The sequence below is a fragment of the Gellertiella sp. DMC107 genome (assembly GCF_056313605.1).
Map to the genome: position 1 here is coordinate 288,494 of NZ_JBQUZZ010000004.1, position 16,620 is coordinate 305,113.

Genomic DNA, 16,620 nt, shown 5'->3' on the forward strand with positions numbered 1-16,620 from the left:
GCGAGCGCGCCTAGGGCACGCTCGCCTCGATCCGCTCTATGTCCTCGTCCGACAGGCCGAAATGATGGCCGATCTCGTGGATCAGCACATGGGTGATGATATCGCCCAGCGTCTCGTCATTTTCCGCCCAGTAATCCAGGATCGGTCGACGGTAGAGAAAGACCCGGTTGGGCATGTCGCCGGTTTCCATGGAGAAGCGCTCCGTCAATCCCCGCCCCTCGAAGAGTCCGAGCAGATCAAAGGGTGTTTCGAGCGCCATGTCCTCGAAAACGTCATCTGAAGGAAAGTCCTCCACCTCGATGACCAGATTGCCGGTCAGCAGGCGGAATTCCTCCGGCAACTGGCCAAAGGCCTCGATCGCAAGCGATTCGAAGGTACTGAGTGTCGGCGCATGTTTTTCGCGCCAGTCTTCGGTCTGGTCTATGCGGGCCATTCTGCCTCCTTGGAATTTCCATATAGGCCCATCCGGAAAAATTTTCGAGTATAAGCGATCACGGCATAAGGCGGCGGGAAGGCAATATTTCCGTAGCGTTAATGGCGGAGAGGAGATTTCTCTTCCCGGCTTCCCTTCCCGCCCAGGCCGCCAAGCACCGTTGACTCTTCGGCCCGCTTCTGGAATCTATTAGAACATAAAGGGAACAAACGGCAGATAGCCCACGTTCCCCGTCAACAGTCATCGAAAACAGGAGCACGTCATGGCGAAGGAGGCCCTGGCGCGGGAGAGACTTTGCGCCTTGCGCGAAACCATCGCCCGAATGGAAGGAAAGCCGGTCGCTTCCCTCGATCCGGAGGGTATGGAAGCGTCCGCGACCAAAGCTTCCCGCCGCTCCGGGGAAGACACCGGAAAGGAGCGCGCAAATTTTGCCATTCCTCCCCTGGCTGGAGCGCTTCCGGGCGGCTTGCCCAGAGCGGGCATGGCCGAAATCCGCAGTACCGAACTGCGCAATGCCGGCGCGTCTACAGGGCTTGCTTTGTCTTTCTGTGCCTTCATGGCCCGGGAAGAGGAGGCGCGGGGCACAGAGCCTGCCTTTCTCTTCATCGGAGAGCGGAGCGTTGCCCGAGAAGCAGGCGAGCCCTTTGCGGCCGGTCTGGCCGATCATGGGCTCTTTTCAGTCCGCTTTCTTCAGGCTTTTCCAAAGCGTCTGGAGGACGCGCTCTGGCTTGCAGAAGCGGCCCTTGCCAGCCGTGCTTTTCGGGCAGTGATCCTTGAAATGATGGGCAATTCCCCGCGCTTCGGGCTGGGAGAAAGCCGTCGTCTCAGCCTTAGGGCCCGCCATGCGGGAAGCCTGCTTCTTCTGTTGCGTCAGGGCGGCGCGGAAGAGGCGGGCAGCACGCTGTTTCGTCTGGAGGCGGCGCCTTCCGCCTCCGGATATTACCGGTTGCCGGATGGACGCCCCTTGGAGGGCACCATCGGCGCACCGGGATTTGCACTTCGGGTGGAAAAAAGTCCGGATCCGGCCTTGCCTCCCCTCTCCACGGCCACAGCCATCGAATGGAACGCCCATGAACGCCTTTTCGCCCTCCCCGATGCCAGCATCCCTCCTGTCCGCAACCCGGCCGGACCAGCGAATCCTGGCGCTCGCCTTCCCCCGGCTGTCGACAGACCGGATCGCGCGCAAGCGATGGGGTCCGTCGTGGCGTTCAGCCACGCCTCCTGACCGTCCCCCCCTTGTAGCCGCGGGGCGTGAACGCAACACCATGCGGCTTGTGGCCCTGGATGAAAAGGCCTCCGCTTTAGGCCTCAAAAGAGGACAGGGCCTTGCGGAAGCCCGTGCCATGTGCCCCGGTCTCGATACGGTTGCATCGGACCCGCAGGCAGACCGTCAATTCCTGCACGCCCTGGCCGATTGGTGCAGCCGATACACGCCCCTTGTTGCCAGGGATGGCGATGACGGGCTTTTTCTCGACATTACCGGCTGCAGTCATCTCTTCGGGGGAGAGGAAGGGCTTCTCGACGATCTGGCCCTGCGGCTTTCGGGAATGGGCCTGGACGTCAAGGCAGCCATTGCCGATACCCCCGGGCTTTCCTGGGCCATCGCGCATTTCGAACAAGGTCAGAGCGCGGGCTCCCGCATCGTTTCCCGCCAGAACGGAGCGGATCGCCTTGCCAAACTCCCTGTCCAAGCCCTCCGCCTGAATCCTGCCGTCGTGGAGGGCTTGCTGAAAGCAGGGCTTCGTGATGTTGGCAGCCTGATGGCCCTGCCGCGAGCGCCTCTCTGCCGTCGGTTCGGGCCTACGCCTCTCCTGCGTCTCGATCAGGCGCTCGGGCGCGAGGATGAACCCATTTCACCCCGCCTTCCGGTTGCCGGCCTCTCGGCGGAACGCCGTCTCTCCGAGCCCGTGACGCGCGAAGAAGACTTGCTGTTCCTGGCAGGAGAGCTTTCAAAGACGCTCGTGCCGCTTCTGGAACGCCGCGGGCTGGGCGGGCGTTTGTTCGAACTTTCCCTTTTCCGGGTGGATGGCGCGGTTTTCCGGGTTCATGCCGGGTCTTCGCGCCCGTTGAGAGACGCCCGACGCATGGAAGCGCTTTTTGCCGGACGCCTTACGGCGCTTCAGGAGGATATCGATGCCGGCTATGGATTTGAAATCATCCGGCTGGCCGTCTCCCATGCAGAACCGCTGGAAAGCCGGCAGATGGATCTGGGGCGTTCGCCCGAAATGGCCGAGAACCTTGCCGATTTCATCGATCAGGCCAGTGCTCGCTTCGGGCCGGAATGTCTGATGATTCCGGTCTTTCGGGAAAGTCACCTTCCGGAAAGATCATCCTTTCTCGTATCCGCCCGGGAAGGGCTTGAAAGCCCGAAGGAAATGCCCGCCCCGGCACCTTTCCGGCCTGTCCGCCCCATCCGGCTTTTTCGGTATCCGGAACCCGTGGAAGCGGTGGCGGAAGTACCGGATGGACCGCCGGTTCAATTCCGTTGGCGACGAGCCATGCATCGCGTTGTGAAATCCGAAGGGCCGGAACGGATCGGCGGAGAATGGTGGATAGAGGGTGAGGACGTGCTCACCCGCGACTATTACCGGATCGAGGATGAAAGCGGTCGCCGTTACTGGCTGTACCGGCAAGGCCTGTACGGACAGGAGCCCGTCTCCCCGCGCTGGTTCATGCATGGCCTTTTTGCCTGAGGAGACATGTCGTGGACACCCTGCCCTTCGTCGAATTCGGGGCTTCAAGCAATTTCTCCTTTCTGGAGGGCGCTTCCCATCCGGAAGAGATGGCCCGTCAGGCCCTGGCGCTCCGGCTTTCGGGACTGGGGCTGGCAGACCGCAATACTGTGGCAGGGGTGGTGCGTGCCCATGCGCTCGCCAAGGAGGAGGGCTTGCGCTATCACCCGGGAGCGCGGCTTGTCTTTGCCGACGAGACACCCGACATGCTCGCCTACCCCGCCAACCGGGAAGGATGGGGGGCTCTCTGCCGGTTGCTGAGCCAGGGCAACCTGCGCTCCGAGAAGGGCGATTGCACGCTTTTCGAAGAGGACCTTCTGACTTTTGGGCGGCATATGGCGCTCATTCTCCTTCCAAAGCCGGAGGAGGTGGAAGCGGAAGGCTTTTTCTCGCTTCTCTCTCGCTTGCGCGGGATCTTCGGCTCCTGGCTCCATCTCGGGCTCACGCCCCGCTACGATGGATGCGACCGGCGCATTCTGCAGGTGTCGATGACGGCGGCCAGAAGTGCCGACATTCCCCTCATAGCCACCAATCAACCGCTCTGTCATGTGGCCGAACGACGCCCGCTTGCGGATGTGCTCGTGGCCATTCGCCATCACGTACCTGTTTCGGAGGCAGGCTTTCTGCTTCGGCCAAATGGCGAGCGCCATATGAAGGATGCCCGGGAAATGGCCCGGCTTTTCCGTCTGTGCCCTGAAGCCGTGGCACAGAGCTGGACCCTTTCCCAAAAGCTCCACTTCAATCTGGACGAGCTGAAGCATGAATATCCCGATGAAAGCGTTCCGGGAGAAACTCTTCCCGAAACCCTTTATCGGCTGACCTATGAAGGAGCGCGAAGGCGCTATCCCGAAGGGATTCCACAAAAGATTCACGAACAGATTGCCTATGAACTCGCCATGATCCGGGAGCTGGAATACGAACCCTACTTCCTGACCGTCCACGATATCGTCCGCTATGCGCGCTCGCAGAGCATTCTTTGCCAGGGGCGGGGTTCGGCGGCCAATTCCACCGTCTGCTTCTGTCTGGGTATCACGGAAGTGGACCCGGCAATGACCGATCTTCTGTTCGAGCGTTTCATCTCCCCCGAGAGACGGGAGCCGCCGGATATCGACGTGGACTTCGAGCATGATCGGCGCGAAGATGTGATCCAGTATATTTACCGCAAGTATGGTCGCGAGCATGCGGGCCTTGCGGCCACGGTCACGACCTATCGGGCCCGCATGGCGGGCCGTGAAGTCGCCAAGGCCTTCGGCCTTTCTGAAGATGTCCAATCGGCTCTCGCCGGCTCCATCTGGGGCTGGTCCAACAATGACCTTTCAGACCGCGAAGCGAAGGCCGCAGGGCTCGATGTCTCCGACCCCCTCACCCAGCGCGTGCTGGGCTATGCTTCCATGCTGATGGGATTTCCCCGTCATCTCGGCCAGCATGTCGGCGGCTTCCTGATCACAAGATCCCGTCTGGACGAGGTCGTTCCCATCATGAATACGGCCATGCCGGGGCGCACCATGGTGGAATGGGACAAGGATGATCTGGATCAGCTCGGCCTTCTCAAGATCGATGTTCTGGCGCTCGGGATGCTCTCCTGCCTTCGACGTGGGCTGGACCTGCTGGCGCTGCACTATGGCAGGCGCTATTCGCTGGCGGAAATTCCGAAGGAACAGGAAAATGTCTACGACATGATCGTCCGCGCCGACACGATCGGGGTGTTTCAGATCGAAAGTCGCGCACAGATGAGCATGCTGCCCCGGCTGAAACCCCGCTGCTTTTACGACCTGGTCATCGAAGTGGCGATCGTGCGCCCCGGACCGATACAGGGCGACATGGTCCACCCCTATCTCCGGCGCCGGCAGAAAAAAGAGGAGGTAACCTATCCCAAGGATGAGCTGAAAAGCGTGTTGCACCGGACACTTGGCGTCCCCCTCTTCCAGGAACAGGCGATGAAGATCGCCATCGTGGCGGCAGGCTTCAAGCCTGCGGAAGCAGACAAGCTCCGGCGCGCCATGGCGACATTCCGCCGGGTTGGCACGATTCACTCCTTCCGCATCAAGATGATCGAAGGCATGGTGGCGAGAGGCTATGAAGCAGAGTTCGCCGAACGCTGCTTCCGGCAGATCGAAGGGTTTGGCGAATATGGCTTTCCGGAGAGCCATGCCGCCTCTTTTGCGCTGCTTGTCTATGCATCCTGCTGGATGAAGGCCTGGTATCCCGATGTTTTCTGCGCCGCTTTGCTCAATTCTCAGCCCATGGGCTTTTATGCGCCCGCCCAGATCGTGCGCGATGCCCGGGATCATGGTGTGGAAATTCGTCCCGTCGACATCAACCAATCCTTCTGGGACTGCACGCTGGAAGAATCCCGCTTCGATCCCCGCCGCCTTGCCTGGCGACACCGGGAAATGGCCGGGGCGATAAAAACGACAAAAGCCGTGCGCCTCGGCTTTCGGCAGGTGAAGGGTCTCAGCTCTCCGGAGATGGATCAGCTCGTGGCCGCGCGGGAAGGGGGATATCGTTCGGTCCGGGACCTGTGGCTACGATCCGGACTGTCCCGGGGGGCCATCGAAAAGCTGGCCGATGCGGATGCCTTCCGTTCCCTGGGTCTTGAAAGACGCGAAGCCCTCTGGGCCGTACGGGCTCTTGAAGAAAAGAGTGCGGCAGAGCATTTGCCGCTTTTCGAGCACGCCCTTCAGAACGGAGAAACAACGGAATTGCAGCCGGAACCGTCTGTCATCATACCGGCCCTGTCGCCGGGAGAAGCGGTGGTCCAGGATTACCGCAGCCTGTCCCTGTCGCTGGAAGCCCATCCCGTACAGTTTCTTCGGCCTTCGCTGGAAAGGGATGGGGTCCTGCCCTGCCATGCACTGGAACGCATCACCCACGGACGCATGGTATCCATTGCCGGGCTGGTCCTCGTGCGCCAGCGACCGGGCTCGGCCAAGGGCGTGATTTTCATGACGCTGGAGGACGAAACCGCCAGTGCCAATGTGATTGTTTGGCCGAAGGTATTCGCTGTCTATCGTCCGGTCGTGCTGGGGTCGCGGCTGGTGGAAATACGCGGCCGCGTGCAGAAGGCGGATGGGGTTATCCATGTGGTGGCCGCATCGATCACCGACCGGACCGCACAGTTAAGTGATCTTGCGCGGGACAGGGTCGCCATCGATACACTGGCAAGAGCCGATGAAGTGAAGCGCCCTGTGGAAGAGCAACGCTTCCGGAAAAATCCGGCCAGCCAGGCTCGGACATTGTTGAAGGAAATGCCGGAACTGGTGAACGATATCCGGCAGGTCATGCCCAAGGGAAGGAATTTTCACTGACGCGCCGGCTCGCTCAAGCCTCCGAAGAGGCAGGAAGCGACAGCAAATGCTCGAACTCGGCAACCACTTTCCGATAGACATCCCGTTTGAAGGGCACGATCAGCTCAGGAAGGTCATGCATGGGCTTCCAACCCCAGGCATCGAATTCCGCCATATGCCCGCCGGGCGGTGGATTGATGGCAATCTCGGTCTCATCCCCTTCGAAGCGAAAGGCAAACCAGCGTTGGGTCTGTCCGCGATACTTTCCCTTGAGACCGATACCGATCAGATGCGGCGGCAGATCGTAATGGATCCAGTCGCGTGCGCTGGCAAGCAGGGAGACCGTGCGGATACCCGTCTCTTCATAGAGTTCGCGATAGGCCGCTTCCAGAGCGTCCTCCTCCGCATCGATGCCGCCCTGGGGCATCTGCCAAAGAGCCGCCGAGCCGTCATATTCCGAATTCCCTTCCGGAATGCGGCGGCCGGCCCAGACCAAACCCTCACGATTGAGAACCATGATGCCCACGCAGGGGCGGTAGGGCAGGTCTTCTGCCCTGATTGTCCTTGTCATCTCATCCCCCGGCAAAGATCAGTTTCCGGCCGTCGTCACGGTATTCTCGGTGGCAATCGCCGATACGCCCACGATCTCGATGCCGCGCATGGTGGCCTGTTCGCTCCATTGCGCTATGGCAGCGACGCTCTCGTCGAAGGCCGAAGCAACGCCAATCGCCTGCCCATTTCGCCGGGCGATACGCTCAAGTTCGTCCAGCTTGGTCAGGATCGACTGCTCATCCACATCCTGATCCAGCAAGACATCGGCAAAACCGAAGGGCATGTTCAGCGCCTTCGCATAATGGCCGCTGAGAGAGCGGGCAGCCGTTCCGTCGTCCAGGAACAGCAAGCCACGCGCCGCTATATCCTTCATCACGGGATCCATTGCCTTCTGGTCGGAGAGGAAGCGACCACCGAGATAGTTCATCACACCGGTATAATTGGTGATCTTGCCCATGGCCTTATGCAGATTTGCGAGATTTTTCTCGGCAGAAAGCGACGTCAGCAGCGTGTCGGCACCCGGATCATTGTCCGGGTAATCGAAGGGCTCGAAGGGCACCTGAAGAAGAATTTCATGACCCGAACGGCGCGCCTCCTGCATCCATCGGGTCAGGCTGTTGCCGCTCGAGGCAAAGGCCAGCGTCACCTCGTCAGGCAATTGGCGAATGGCATTTTGCGTTCCCGTCTGGCTGAGCCCCAGACCGCCCACCACGATGGCAATTCGCACACCGTGCGCACCCGACCACGGCCGGGCATAACGGTCCACTGGCCTCAAACCGTCGGTGCTGATGATCGGAAGCGGCCCAAAAGCCGTTTTTTCGAGCAGATCATCCGCGGGAATGGTCGCCATCCGCGGGTCCTGCCCCACGCTGGTCGCATCCAGCAACACGGCACCGTTCTGCGTCCGCTGACCGGGCGTGTATTTCGTCACCAGCACCCCGTCATCGGTGAGGGTGCGCACGACGTTTGCGCCCGACCGGGGTCCGCTTTTCGGCATGCCGTTCAGGGCAGCTTTGTCGGCGTCCGGCACCACGACCGCCACAGGATCTGGCGCGGTGCCCGTCTTCTTTTCCGGTGTCGTCCCGGTAATTTCGGGCGATGCAGCGGTCTTGAGGGCGGGCTCGCGAGGTCGCAATCCATAGGCCGACAATCCGATCACGCCCAGCACGGCGACCAGCCCGATCGCCCGCATCAGCCCGCCAAACCCGCGTCCGCCTTCCGGCGGTCGCCTGTTCTGTCCCAGCGGTGTGTTCAGATCGCTTCCCAATTCCAGTCCCCATCCCGGCGCACCGAAAAATCCGAACTCCGCTCCCGGAGGTGACGGAAAATCCGGTTCGAACGCTGCGCTTGGCTAATGACGCCGCAGCGCGGCGCCATTGCATTCTCGTCCTTATTGAGCGACTTCCGCCTTGCTGGTTTCCGCCGGGAAGTGCGGATCGCTCTTCTTGCCCCGCAAAAGGTCAAGCGCATAATTGAGCTGCACATCGTCCTTGGGCTCCGGCGGAACATAGGCGGAGGAACCGGAGCCTTCGTCCGTTTCGTTCTGACCCTTGATGTGCCCCGGAAGGCTCGACTCGCCAGCAGTGGTAAGCTTGTCCTTCAGGTCTTCGGGAAGAGGCTGCTCCACCTTGATGTCGGGGCTGATCCCCGTACCCTGTATCGACTTGCCGGACGGCGTGTAATAGAGCGCCGTCGTGAGACGAAGAAGACCATTGTCGCCGAGCGGAATGATCGTCTGCACGGAGCCCTTGCCGAAGGATCGGGTCCCGAGGATTGTTGCCCGGTGCTGATCCTGCAGGGCGCCGGCCACGATTTCCGAAGCAGAGGCGGAACCGCCGTTGATCAGTACGATGACCGGCTTTCCATCCCCCAGATCCCCGGGTCCGGCGCTGAACCGGCGGGTTTCTTCCGGATTGCGGCCTCGCGTGGAAACCACTTCGCCCTGTTCCATGAAGGCATCGCTGACATTGATGGCCTGATCGAGCAAACCACCCGGGTTCAGGCGCAGGTCGAGCACATAGCCCTTCAGCTTGTCGGCCGGAACCTGCTTCTTGATGGTCTGAATTGCCTTTTCCAGATCGTCATAGGTCTTCTCCGAGAAGGAGATGATGCGCAGATATCCTACGTCGCCTTCGACGCGGAATTTGACGGCCCGGACAGGAATGATGTCACGGACGATCGTAAGCACGATCGGTTTTGCTTCACCCTTGCGGATCAGGGAGAGCTTGATGGGCGTATTGACCGCACCACGCATCTTGTCGACGGCGTCTTCGAGCTTCATACCCCGAACAGACTTGCCGTCGATCTCGGAAATGTAGTCGCCGGAACGGACGCCCGCGCGTGCGGCAGGCGTATCATCGATGGGGGTAATGACCTTGACCAGATCGTTGTCCATCGTCACTTCGATGCCGAGACCGCCAAACTCGCCCTTGGTCTGGGCGCGCATGTCCTCCGCATCCTTCGCATTCATGTAGCTCGAATGCGGGTCAAGGGACGAGAGCATGCCATTGATGGCGTTCTCAATCAGCTTGTCCTCCTGAGGCGGGGTGACATATTGCGCACGAACCCGTTCGAAAACGTCGCCGAAGATCGACAGTTCCTTGTAGGTGGATGCGCCTGCCGCTTCCGCCGGAACGCCGGCCGAGTAAATCACGCTCATGGCTGTCGCGCCCAGCAATGCGCCGACGACTACCAGGGAAGCCCTACGTATCATTGTTTGCCTTTCCGCTCAGCTTGCCGGACCACCACGATTGAGAATCAACCGGTTTTCCGTCTTTCCGAAATTCAATGTAAAGGGTTGGGCGATCTGTTTCCAGCGCCAATGCCGCTGCGCTGGCCACTCTTTTTTCACCCATGACTGCGAGTGGTTCGCCTGCGAATACGAACTTTCCTTGTGCCGTTTTTATGGCATCCATGCCGGTCAGGACAAGATGATAGCCGTCCCCGGCATTGATAATGATCATTTGCCCGTAGCTTCGGAACTGGCCGGCGAACACCACATGTCCGTCGGCAGGCGCCGTTACCAGGGCGCCCGGGGAGGCAGCGACCGCAATACCGCGCGCCGGATGGCCCGTTCCGTCATCATCGCCATAATGTCGCACAGTCTCGCCATTCACCGGCAAGACAAGCTTGCCTTTCAGCGAGCCGAAAGGAATGGCGGGCGCAATCCGGTTTTGATCGGGATTGGCAAGGGCCGCCTCGCGGGCCTGCTGCCGTTCGGCTTCGCTCATGCGGCTTTGCCGTTCTGCAGCCTCTCGCGCAGCGTCGGCGGCTTCGCGCGCCGAGCTTATGTCGCGCTCCAGCGAAGAGATCAGGTCGTCCATGCTCTTTGCTTTCGCAGCAAGCTCTTCGGATTTCTTCCGTTCTTCCTCGATTGTGGCGCTGTCCTTCTGAGAAACCGCGTCATTGCGGCCGATGAGCAGATCCATGCGGCGCTCTTCCTCAAGCCGGTTCTGCATATCGGCCGTAAGAGCGGTCTTCTCCGTCTGGATGTCTGCACGGATATTCGCGAGGGCATCGAGATCCGCCAGCAGGGCATCCGTCTGCTTGCGCATGCCGGGTACGACAGCACCGAGAAGAATGGCGCTTCTGACAGACGCCAAAGCGTCCTCCGGCGTCACCAGGAGGGCCGGCGGAGGATTTCGGCCCATGCGCTGCAGGGCCGCCAGGACCTCGGCGAGCACCGACCGACGCTCCCGCAGCGAATTCCGGATGCCGTCCTGCCGGACCTCCAGATCCGCCAGTCGTTTCTCCCCCTTGGCGATGGTTCTTTCAAGTTCACGCCGTCTCGCCGCAGATTCGATGACCTTCGACCGCAGGGCAGCACTCGTCTGCTGCAAGGCATTGATATTGTCTTTGAGACCCTTGACCTTCTCGTCCGAGAGTTTGAGGGATCGGGCTATGGCTTCCAGTTCGCTACGGGTCTTCGCCTGCTGTTCGCGAAGCTTCGCTTCGTCGGCGGCAGCGGCCGGTTGAGCGGCGGAAGACGAAGGCTCTGACGCCGATTGGCTGAGCGCGGCAGGCGCTGCCGCCAGAATCATCCCGACACAGAGCCACAAGCTGACGAGGCGGCCTCGCCCTGCCCCGTTGCGCGTGCCAACCGGGATCATGCTACAGCCCCAAATCCGGCCGCAAGCCCTCCGACGCGCGGATGGCTATGGCATATCGGAACAGCGGAAGATCGCAGGTTGGACATCATCATGCTGGGTTAAGCTGATTTGCGGCAAAAAGCCATTCAAAGCCACGAGCCTTGCAGGAGGATGACGCTCCCATCATACGCGGTGATAGGGATGGCCGGTCAGGATGGTCACGGCCCGATAGAGCTGCTCGGCAATCAGGATGCGCACGATCTGGTGCGGCCAAGTGAGCTTGCCGAGATTGAGAACCAGATCGGCGCGGTCGTAAAGCGCCGGATCGAGGCCGTCGGCCCCGCCGATCGCGATCATCAGATCGCGCTTGCCGCCATCGCGCCACTGGCCCAGCCGTTCGGCCAAATCCTCGCTGCCAAGCGCCTTGCCGCGTTCGTCGAGGAGCACGAGAAGCGCGCCCTCGGGCAGCGCTTTTTCCAGTTCGGCCGCTTCCTCGCGCTTGCGGGTCTCGGCACTGGAAGCACGACTTTCGTTGACTTCCACCACGCGTTTGAGTTCGAGACCGCAGGCGGGACCGGCTTTCGAGAACCGTTCGATATAGCGGCCCGCGAGATCCTTCTCGGGACCGGCCTTCAGCCGCCCGACGGCAAACAGCGTGATGCGCATCTCCACCCCGTCTTCAGGCGGCCCCTTCCAGGCCCGCCTGCGGTCAGGGCCGGATCAATGCCGTGTTTCGTCGTCCAGATCAGGGGCGCCCCACATCTTTTCCAGATTGTAGAACTCCCGGATTTCCGGGCGAAACACATGGATGATGATGTCACCCGTGTCAATCAGCACCCAGTCGCCGGCCTCGAGGCCTTCGACGCGGGCGTTGCCATACCCTTCTTCCTTCATGTCGGAGATCAGGTGATCGCAGATTGCGGACACGTGTCGGCTCGACCGTCCGGAGGCAACGACCATGTAGTCTCCGAGCGCGGATTTTCCGGCAATGTCGATGGTGACGATGTCTTCAGCCTTGGAGTCCTCGAGGCTTGTGAGGACCAGCTCCAGAGCATGGGCGGCAGCATCAGCGCCACGTTCCTTGCTCTTCGGGGAGGTGCCAGCGGCTTTCCCCTTGGTGTGTACCGTTGTCAGTGTCTTTCCTTTCCTTGATGACCGAACAGGCACGAGGGTCGGCTCATAGCGGAGCCATTCTTCTCTCAAGATCACGTCTCGTGCGCAGACAGACGCACGGAGGCGTAGCTGTAAAAATGGCATTAACCCTTTGCCTTTTCAAGGCTATGGACCATTTCTCCGGTCCGGTGGGTAAATCAGCGGTAACAAACGGACCAGACTTACCCTACGCCGCCAAGCAGGACCGAAGCTTGCAACGGTCAATCGCGATCCTTTCCCTGTCGAATCGCGGTTGAACTCAGCGAAGAACGAGGACCGTGCAGAAACGTCCAGGCCGGCGGTTTCATCAGCCCCAGCAGACCGGCATCGCTCTCTTCCACACGGGCGCGATGAAAGCGCTGGGCCATTTTCGAGGAGAGATAGGCGAGCGTCGAGCCCGGACGGTCGATAACGGCGATCGGGAAGGTAGCGGCGATCTTCTCCCAGTCCTGCCAGTGGTGGAAGGTCTTCAGATTGTCGGCGCCCATGATCCAGACAAAGCGCACGCCGGGGCGAAGCGCCTTCAGCCGGGCCAGCACGCGGGCGGTATAGGCTTCGCCAAAGCCGTGCTCGAAGGCGGTCACGACGATCTTCGGGTCCCGGGCGAGCGCCTCGCTTGCGGCAATGCGCTCGGCAAGCGGCTTCAGTTCGCGGCGGCTTTTCAAGGGATTGCCGGGCGTCACCATCCACCAGAGACGGTCGAGCCTGAGGCTGCGCAACGCGATTTCCGAAACCAGCAGATGGCCCGCATGGGGCGGGTTGAAGGACCCGCCGAAGAGCCCGATGACCATGCCGGGCTCCGTATGGGGAAGGCGGAGGTGGCGCCGCTCCAGGCGCCCGTCGCCGGGCTCCATCAGGGACGGATCTGCCCGGAGCCGCGCACCCGGTACTTGAAGGAGGTGAGCTGTTCCACGCCGACAGGCCCGCGCGCATGCATCTTGCCGGTCGCGATGCCGATTTCCGCCCCCATGCCGAACTCGCCGCCATCGGCGAACTGGGTCGAGGCATTATGCAAGAGGATGGCGCTGTCGATCTCGTTGAAGAAGCGCTCCACCACGGCCGGATCTTCCGCAATCACCGCTTCCGTATGATGCGAGGAATAGGTGTTGATATGGTGGATCGCCCCGCCAATCCCGTCGACGATCGCAACGGAAATGATGGCGTCGAGATATTCGGTGCGCCAGTCTTCCTCCGTCGCGGGTTTCAACCCCGGAATGACCTTCAGCACGGCAGCGGAGGCACGCACCTCGCAACCGGCGGCAAGAAGCGCCTCGACCAGGGGTGTAAGATGCGTGCCGATCACCGCGCTGTCGACCAGCAGGGTTTCGGCCGCACCGCAGATGCCCGTGCGACGCATCTTGGCATTGACCACTACCGGTTTCGCCATGTCGAGATCGGCAGTGCCATCCACATAGATGTGGCAGAGGCCTTCGAGATGGGCAAAAACCGGCACGCGGGCTTCCGCCTGCACGCGGGCAACGAGGCTCTTTCCCCCACGCGGCACGATGACGTCGATCGAATTGTCGAGACCGCCGAGCATGAAGCCGACCGCTGCGCGGTCGGCGACCGGCACGAGCTGGATCGCCGCTTCCGGCAGTCCGGCTGCCTTCAAGCCATCCACCAGGCAGGCATGGATCGCCTGCGATGAAAGGAGCGAATCAGAGCCGCCGCGCAGGATCACCGCATTGCCCGCCTTGAGGCAGAGCGCGCCCGCATCCGCCGTGACATTCGGCCGGCTTTCATAGATCACGCCGATGACGCCCAGCGGCGTGCGCACGCGCTCGATATGGAGGCCGTTCGGCCGGTCCCAGGCGGCGATCACCTCGCCGACCGGGTCCTTAAGGCCGGCAATCGCCCGGATGCCATCGGCAATCGCCTTCACGCTCTTCTCCGAAAGGGTCAGGCGGTCGATGAAGGAGGCGGATAGGCCGGAGCCTGCCGCCCGGTCGAGATCCTGCCGGTTGGCGGATAGAATATCGCCCGCCTTCGCCTCCATGGCGTCGGCCATGGCGGAGAGCGCGGCATTCTTGGCCTCGGTGGAGGCGATGGAAAGCGCATGGCTGGCCGCCCTTGCGGCCGCGCCCATGCGCTTCATGACCGCCTCGATGCCCTCTTCCTGCTGGGTTCTGTCAAGCACGGAGGGCCTCCTTCACATCCTTGGTCTTTACACCCGTCATCACCAGATCGTCGCGATGGATCATCGCGGCCCGCCCGGAATAGCCGAGCAGCGCCTCGATTTCCCCTGTCTTGCGGCCGGCAATCAACCGTGCCTCGTCCGCGTCATAGCCCGCAAGGCCGCGGGCAATTTCGATGCCCGTCGTGCCGATTACCGAAACCGTGTCGCCGCGCTCGAAGGCACCGCGCACGATGCGGATGCCCGCCGGAAGCAGGCTCTTGCCCGCCGTCAGCGCCTGTTCAGCCCCGGCATCCACATGAAGTTCGCCGGCAGGCGCCAGCTGGCCGGCAATCCAGGTCTTGCGCGCCGTAACCGGCGTTCCCGAGGGTGCGAACCAGGAGGAGCGGGCCCCTTCCTCTATGGCGCGGATCGGATGATCCGGCTTGCCCGAGGCGATGATCATAGCACAGCCGGCGCTGGTCGCGATCTTGCCCGCATCGATCTTGGTGCGCATACCGCCGCGTGACAGTTCCGAGGCCGCACCGCCGGCCATGGCCTCAATCTCAGGCGTGATTGCCGGAATGATCTCCAGAAATTTGGCTTCAGGATCGAGATGAGGCGGAGCCGTATAGAGGCCGTCAATGTCAGACAGCAGCACCAGGAGATCGGCGCCCGCCATGGTCGCCACGCGGGCAGCCAGCCGGTCGTTGTCGCCATAGCGGATCTCGGTGGTAGCGACCGTATCATTCTCGTTGATGATCGGCACGGAGCCCATCTTCATGAGCTGGTTCAGCGTTTCGCGGGCATTGAGGTAACGGCGGCGCTCTTCCGTGTCGCCGAGCGTCAGCAGGATCTGACCGGCGACGATGTCATGGCGAGAGAGGCTTTCCGACCAGGCGCGGGCCAGCGCGATCTGGCCGACGGCGGCAGCCGCCTGGCTTTCCTCGAGCTTCAGCGGTCCGGAGGGCAGCTTCAGCACCGAGCGCCCAAGCGCGATTGCGCCCGAGGAGACGACCAGCACATCGATGCCATCAGCCTTCAGCCGGGCAATATCGCTGCACATGGCCTCAAGCCAGGCCGTCTTCAGGCCCGTCTGCCGATCGACCAGCAAGGCCGAGCCGATCTTGATCACGATGCGCCGGTGGCTGGCGAGCGCCTTCCGCTTTGCCGTCATGCCCCTCAGTCCTCCTGTTCGCCGTCGTCTTCCATGTCCGTCGGCGCAGGCGCCTGTCTGGTCGGAAGGGCGAGGTCCTCGTCACGGCCGGCCTCGACGATGACGTCCCTCAGGGCGCGCAGCGTCTCGGTCATGCCGGAGCCGGTGATGGCGGAAAGCACGAAGACTTTCTGGCCGCAGGCTTTTTCCAGCTCCTTCGCCTTCTTCTTCAATTCCTTCTCGTCAAGCACGTCGATTTGCGACAGGGCGACAATCTCAGACTTGCCGATCAGGTTACCGCCATAGGCCTCGAGTTCGTTCTTGACGGTCTTGTAGGCCTTGCCGACCTTTTCTTCCTGCGCCGAAACGAGGTGCAGAAGCACACGGGTGCGCTCCACATGGCCGAGGAAGCGATCACCGATGCCGACACCCTCATGCGCGCCCTCGATCAGGCCCGGAATATCGGCGAGCACGAATTCGCGGCCATCGATGGTCGCAACGCCGAGATTCGGATGCAGCGTGGTGAAGGGATAATTGGCAATCTTCGGCCGGGCCCGCGTGACCGAGGCCAGAAAGGTGGACTTGCCCGCATTGGGCAGGCCGACGAGGCCCGCATCGGCGATAAGCTTGAGCCTGAGCCAGATGGTTTTTTCCTCGCCCTCAAGGCCCGGATTGGCCCAGTTCGGCGCCTGGTTGGTCGAGGTCTTGAAATGGGCATTGCCGAAGCCGCCATTGCCACCCTTGGCAAGGCGGAAGCGCTGGCCTTCTTTCGTCATGTCGCAGATCAGCGTTTCCGCATCTTCCTCGAAGATCTGGGTGCCGACCGGCACCTTCAGCGTCACATCCTCGCCATTGGCGCCGGTGCGGTTGCGGCCCATGCCGTGCACGCCGGTCTTGCCCTTGAAATGCTGCTGGAAGCGGAAATCGATAAGGGTGTTGAGGCCGTTCACCGCCTCCACCCAGACATCGCCGCCACGGCCGCCATCGCCGCCATCCGGACCGCCGAATTCGATGAATTTTTCGCGGCGGAACGAAACCGCGCCGGCCCCGCCATCGCCGGAGCGGATATAGACCTTGGCTTCGTCAAGAAATTTCATGGGTTTGCCG

At 61.7% G+C, this 16,620-nt stretch carries 14 protein-coding genes; 3 read left to right on the plus strand and 11 right to left on the minus strand.

Annotated elements, in window-relative coordinates; all coding sequences use genetic code 11:
• Nucleotides 1-10: 10 nt before the first annotated feature.
• Complete coding sequence (locus ACT54B_RS15215; RefSeq protein WP_476045969.1) at nucleotides 11-433, minus strand: metallopeptidase family protein; 423 nt, start codon at nucleotides 431-433, stop codon at nucleotides 11-13.
• 262 nt (nucleotides 434-695) lie between these two features.
• On the opposite strand from ACT54B_RS15215, the gene ACT54B_RS15220 reads away from it, so the two are divergent.
• The 3 genes from ACT54B_RS15220 to ACT54B_RS15230 are packed head-to-tail and all read left to right on the plus strand — an operon-like array spanning nucleotide 696 to nucleotide 6,473.
• Complete coding sequence (locus ACT54B_RS15220; RefSeq protein WP_476045970.1) at nucleotides 696-1,658, plus strand: hypothetical protein; 963 nt, start codon at nucleotides 696-698, stop codon at nucleotides 1,656-1,658.
• Nucleotides 1,609-3,126 carry a Y-family DNA polymerase gene (locus tag ACT54B_RS15225; RefSeq protein ID WP_476046234.1) on the plus strand — a complete coding sequence of 506 codons (1,518 nt, stop codon included), beginning with the start codon at nucleotides 1,609-1,611 and terminating at the stop codon, nucleotides 3,124-3,126. Before ACT54B_RS15220 ends, ACT54B_RS15225 begins: the two co-directional genes overlap by 50 nt.
• A gap of 11 nt (nucleotides 3,127-3,137) precedes the next feature.
• Nucleotides 3,138-6,473 carry an error-prone DNA polymerase gene (locus ACT54B_RS15230; RefSeq protein ID WP_476045972.1) on the plus strand — a complete coding sequence of 1,112 codons (3,336 nt, stop codon included), beginning with the start codon at nucleotides 3,138-3,140 and terminating at the stop codon, nucleotides 6,471-6,473.
• A 13-nt stretch (nucleotides 6,474-6,486) separates the two neighbouring features.
• On the opposite strand, the gene ACT54B_RS15235 is transcribed toward ACT54B_RS15230, so the two are convergent.
• The 10 genes from ACT54B_RS15235 to obgE form a co-directional block, all read right to left on the minus strand.
• Complete coding sequence (locus tag ACT54B_RS15235) at nucleotides 6,487-7,023, minus strand: RNA pyrophosphohydrolase (protein ID WP_476045973.1); 537 nt, start codon at nucleotides 7,021-7,023, stop codon at nucleotides 6,487-6,489.
• A gap of 18 nt (nucleotides 7,024-7,041) precedes the next feature.
• Nucleotides 7,042-8,271, minus strand: a complete 1,230-nt coding sequence (locus tag ACT54B_RS15240) for a divergent polysaccharide deacetylase family protein (RefSeq protein ID WP_476045975.1) — start codon at nucleotides 8,269-8,271, stop codon at nucleotides 7,042-7,044.
• 123 nt (nucleotides 8,272-8,394) lie between these two features.
• Entirely contained in the window at nucleotides 8,395-9,717 is a 1,323-nt protein-coding gene (locus ACT54B_RS15245) for a S41 family peptidase (protein ID WP_476045976.1), read from the minus strand.
• Nucleotides 9,707-11,044 (minus strand): murein hydrolase activator EnvC family protein, encoded by a 1,338-nt coding sequence (locus ACT54B_RS15250; RefSeq protein ID WP_476046235.1) that lies wholly within the window; start codon nucleotides 11,042-11,044, stop codon nucleotides 9,707-9,709. Before ACT54B_RS15250 ends, ACT54B_RS15245 begins: the two co-directional genes overlap by 11 nt.
• Nucleotides 11,045-11,275: 231 nt before the next feature.
• Nucleotides 11,276-11,758: a 23S rRNA (pseudouridine(1915)-N(3))-methyltransferase RlmH gene (rlmH, locus tag ACT54B_RS15255; RefSeq protein WP_476045977.1), complete on the minus strand. Its 483-nt coding sequence runs from the start codon at nucleotides 11,756-11,758 to the stop codon at nucleotides 11,276-11,278.
• A gap of 54 nt (nucleotides 11,759-11,812) precedes the next feature.
• Entirely contained in the window at nucleotides 11,813-12,259 is a 447-nt protein-coding gene (gene rsfS / locus ACT54B_RS15260; RefSeq protein ID WP_476046236.1) for a ribosome silencing factor, read from the minus strand.
• Nucleotides 12,260-12,465: 206 nt separating this feature from the next.
• On the minus strand, nucleotides 12,466-13,098 hold the full coding sequence (locus ACT54B_RS15265; protein WP_476045979.1) for a nicotinate-nucleotide adenylyltransferase: 633 nt from the start codon (nucleotides 13,096-13,098) through the stop codon (nucleotides 12,466-12,468).
• Nucleotides 13,098-14,339, minus strand: a complete 1,242-nt coding sequence (locus ACT54B_RS15270; protein WP_476046237.1) for a glutamate-5-semialdehyde dehydrogenase — start codon at nucleotides 14,337-14,339, stop codon at nucleotides 13,098-13,100. Before ACT54B_RS15270 ends, ACT54B_RS15265 begins: the two co-directional genes overlap by 1 nt.
• A gap of 34 nt (nucleotides 14,340-14,373) precedes the next feature.
• Nucleotides 14,374-15,534 (minus strand): glutamate 5-kinase, encoded by a 1,161-nt coding sequence (proB, locus tag ACT54B_RS15275; RefSeq protein ID WP_476045980.1) that lies wholly within the window; start codon nucleotides 15,532-15,534, stop codon nucleotides 14,374-14,376.
• 5 nt (nucleotides 15,535-15,539) lie between these two features.
• Nucleotides 15,540-16,610, minus strand: a complete 1,071-nt coding sequence (gene obgE / locus ACT54B_RS15280; protein ID WP_476045981.1) for a GTPase ObgE — start codon at nucleotides 16,608-16,610, stop codon at nucleotides 15,540-15,542.
• Between the last annotated feature and the right edge of the window lie 10 nt (nucleotides 16,611-16,620).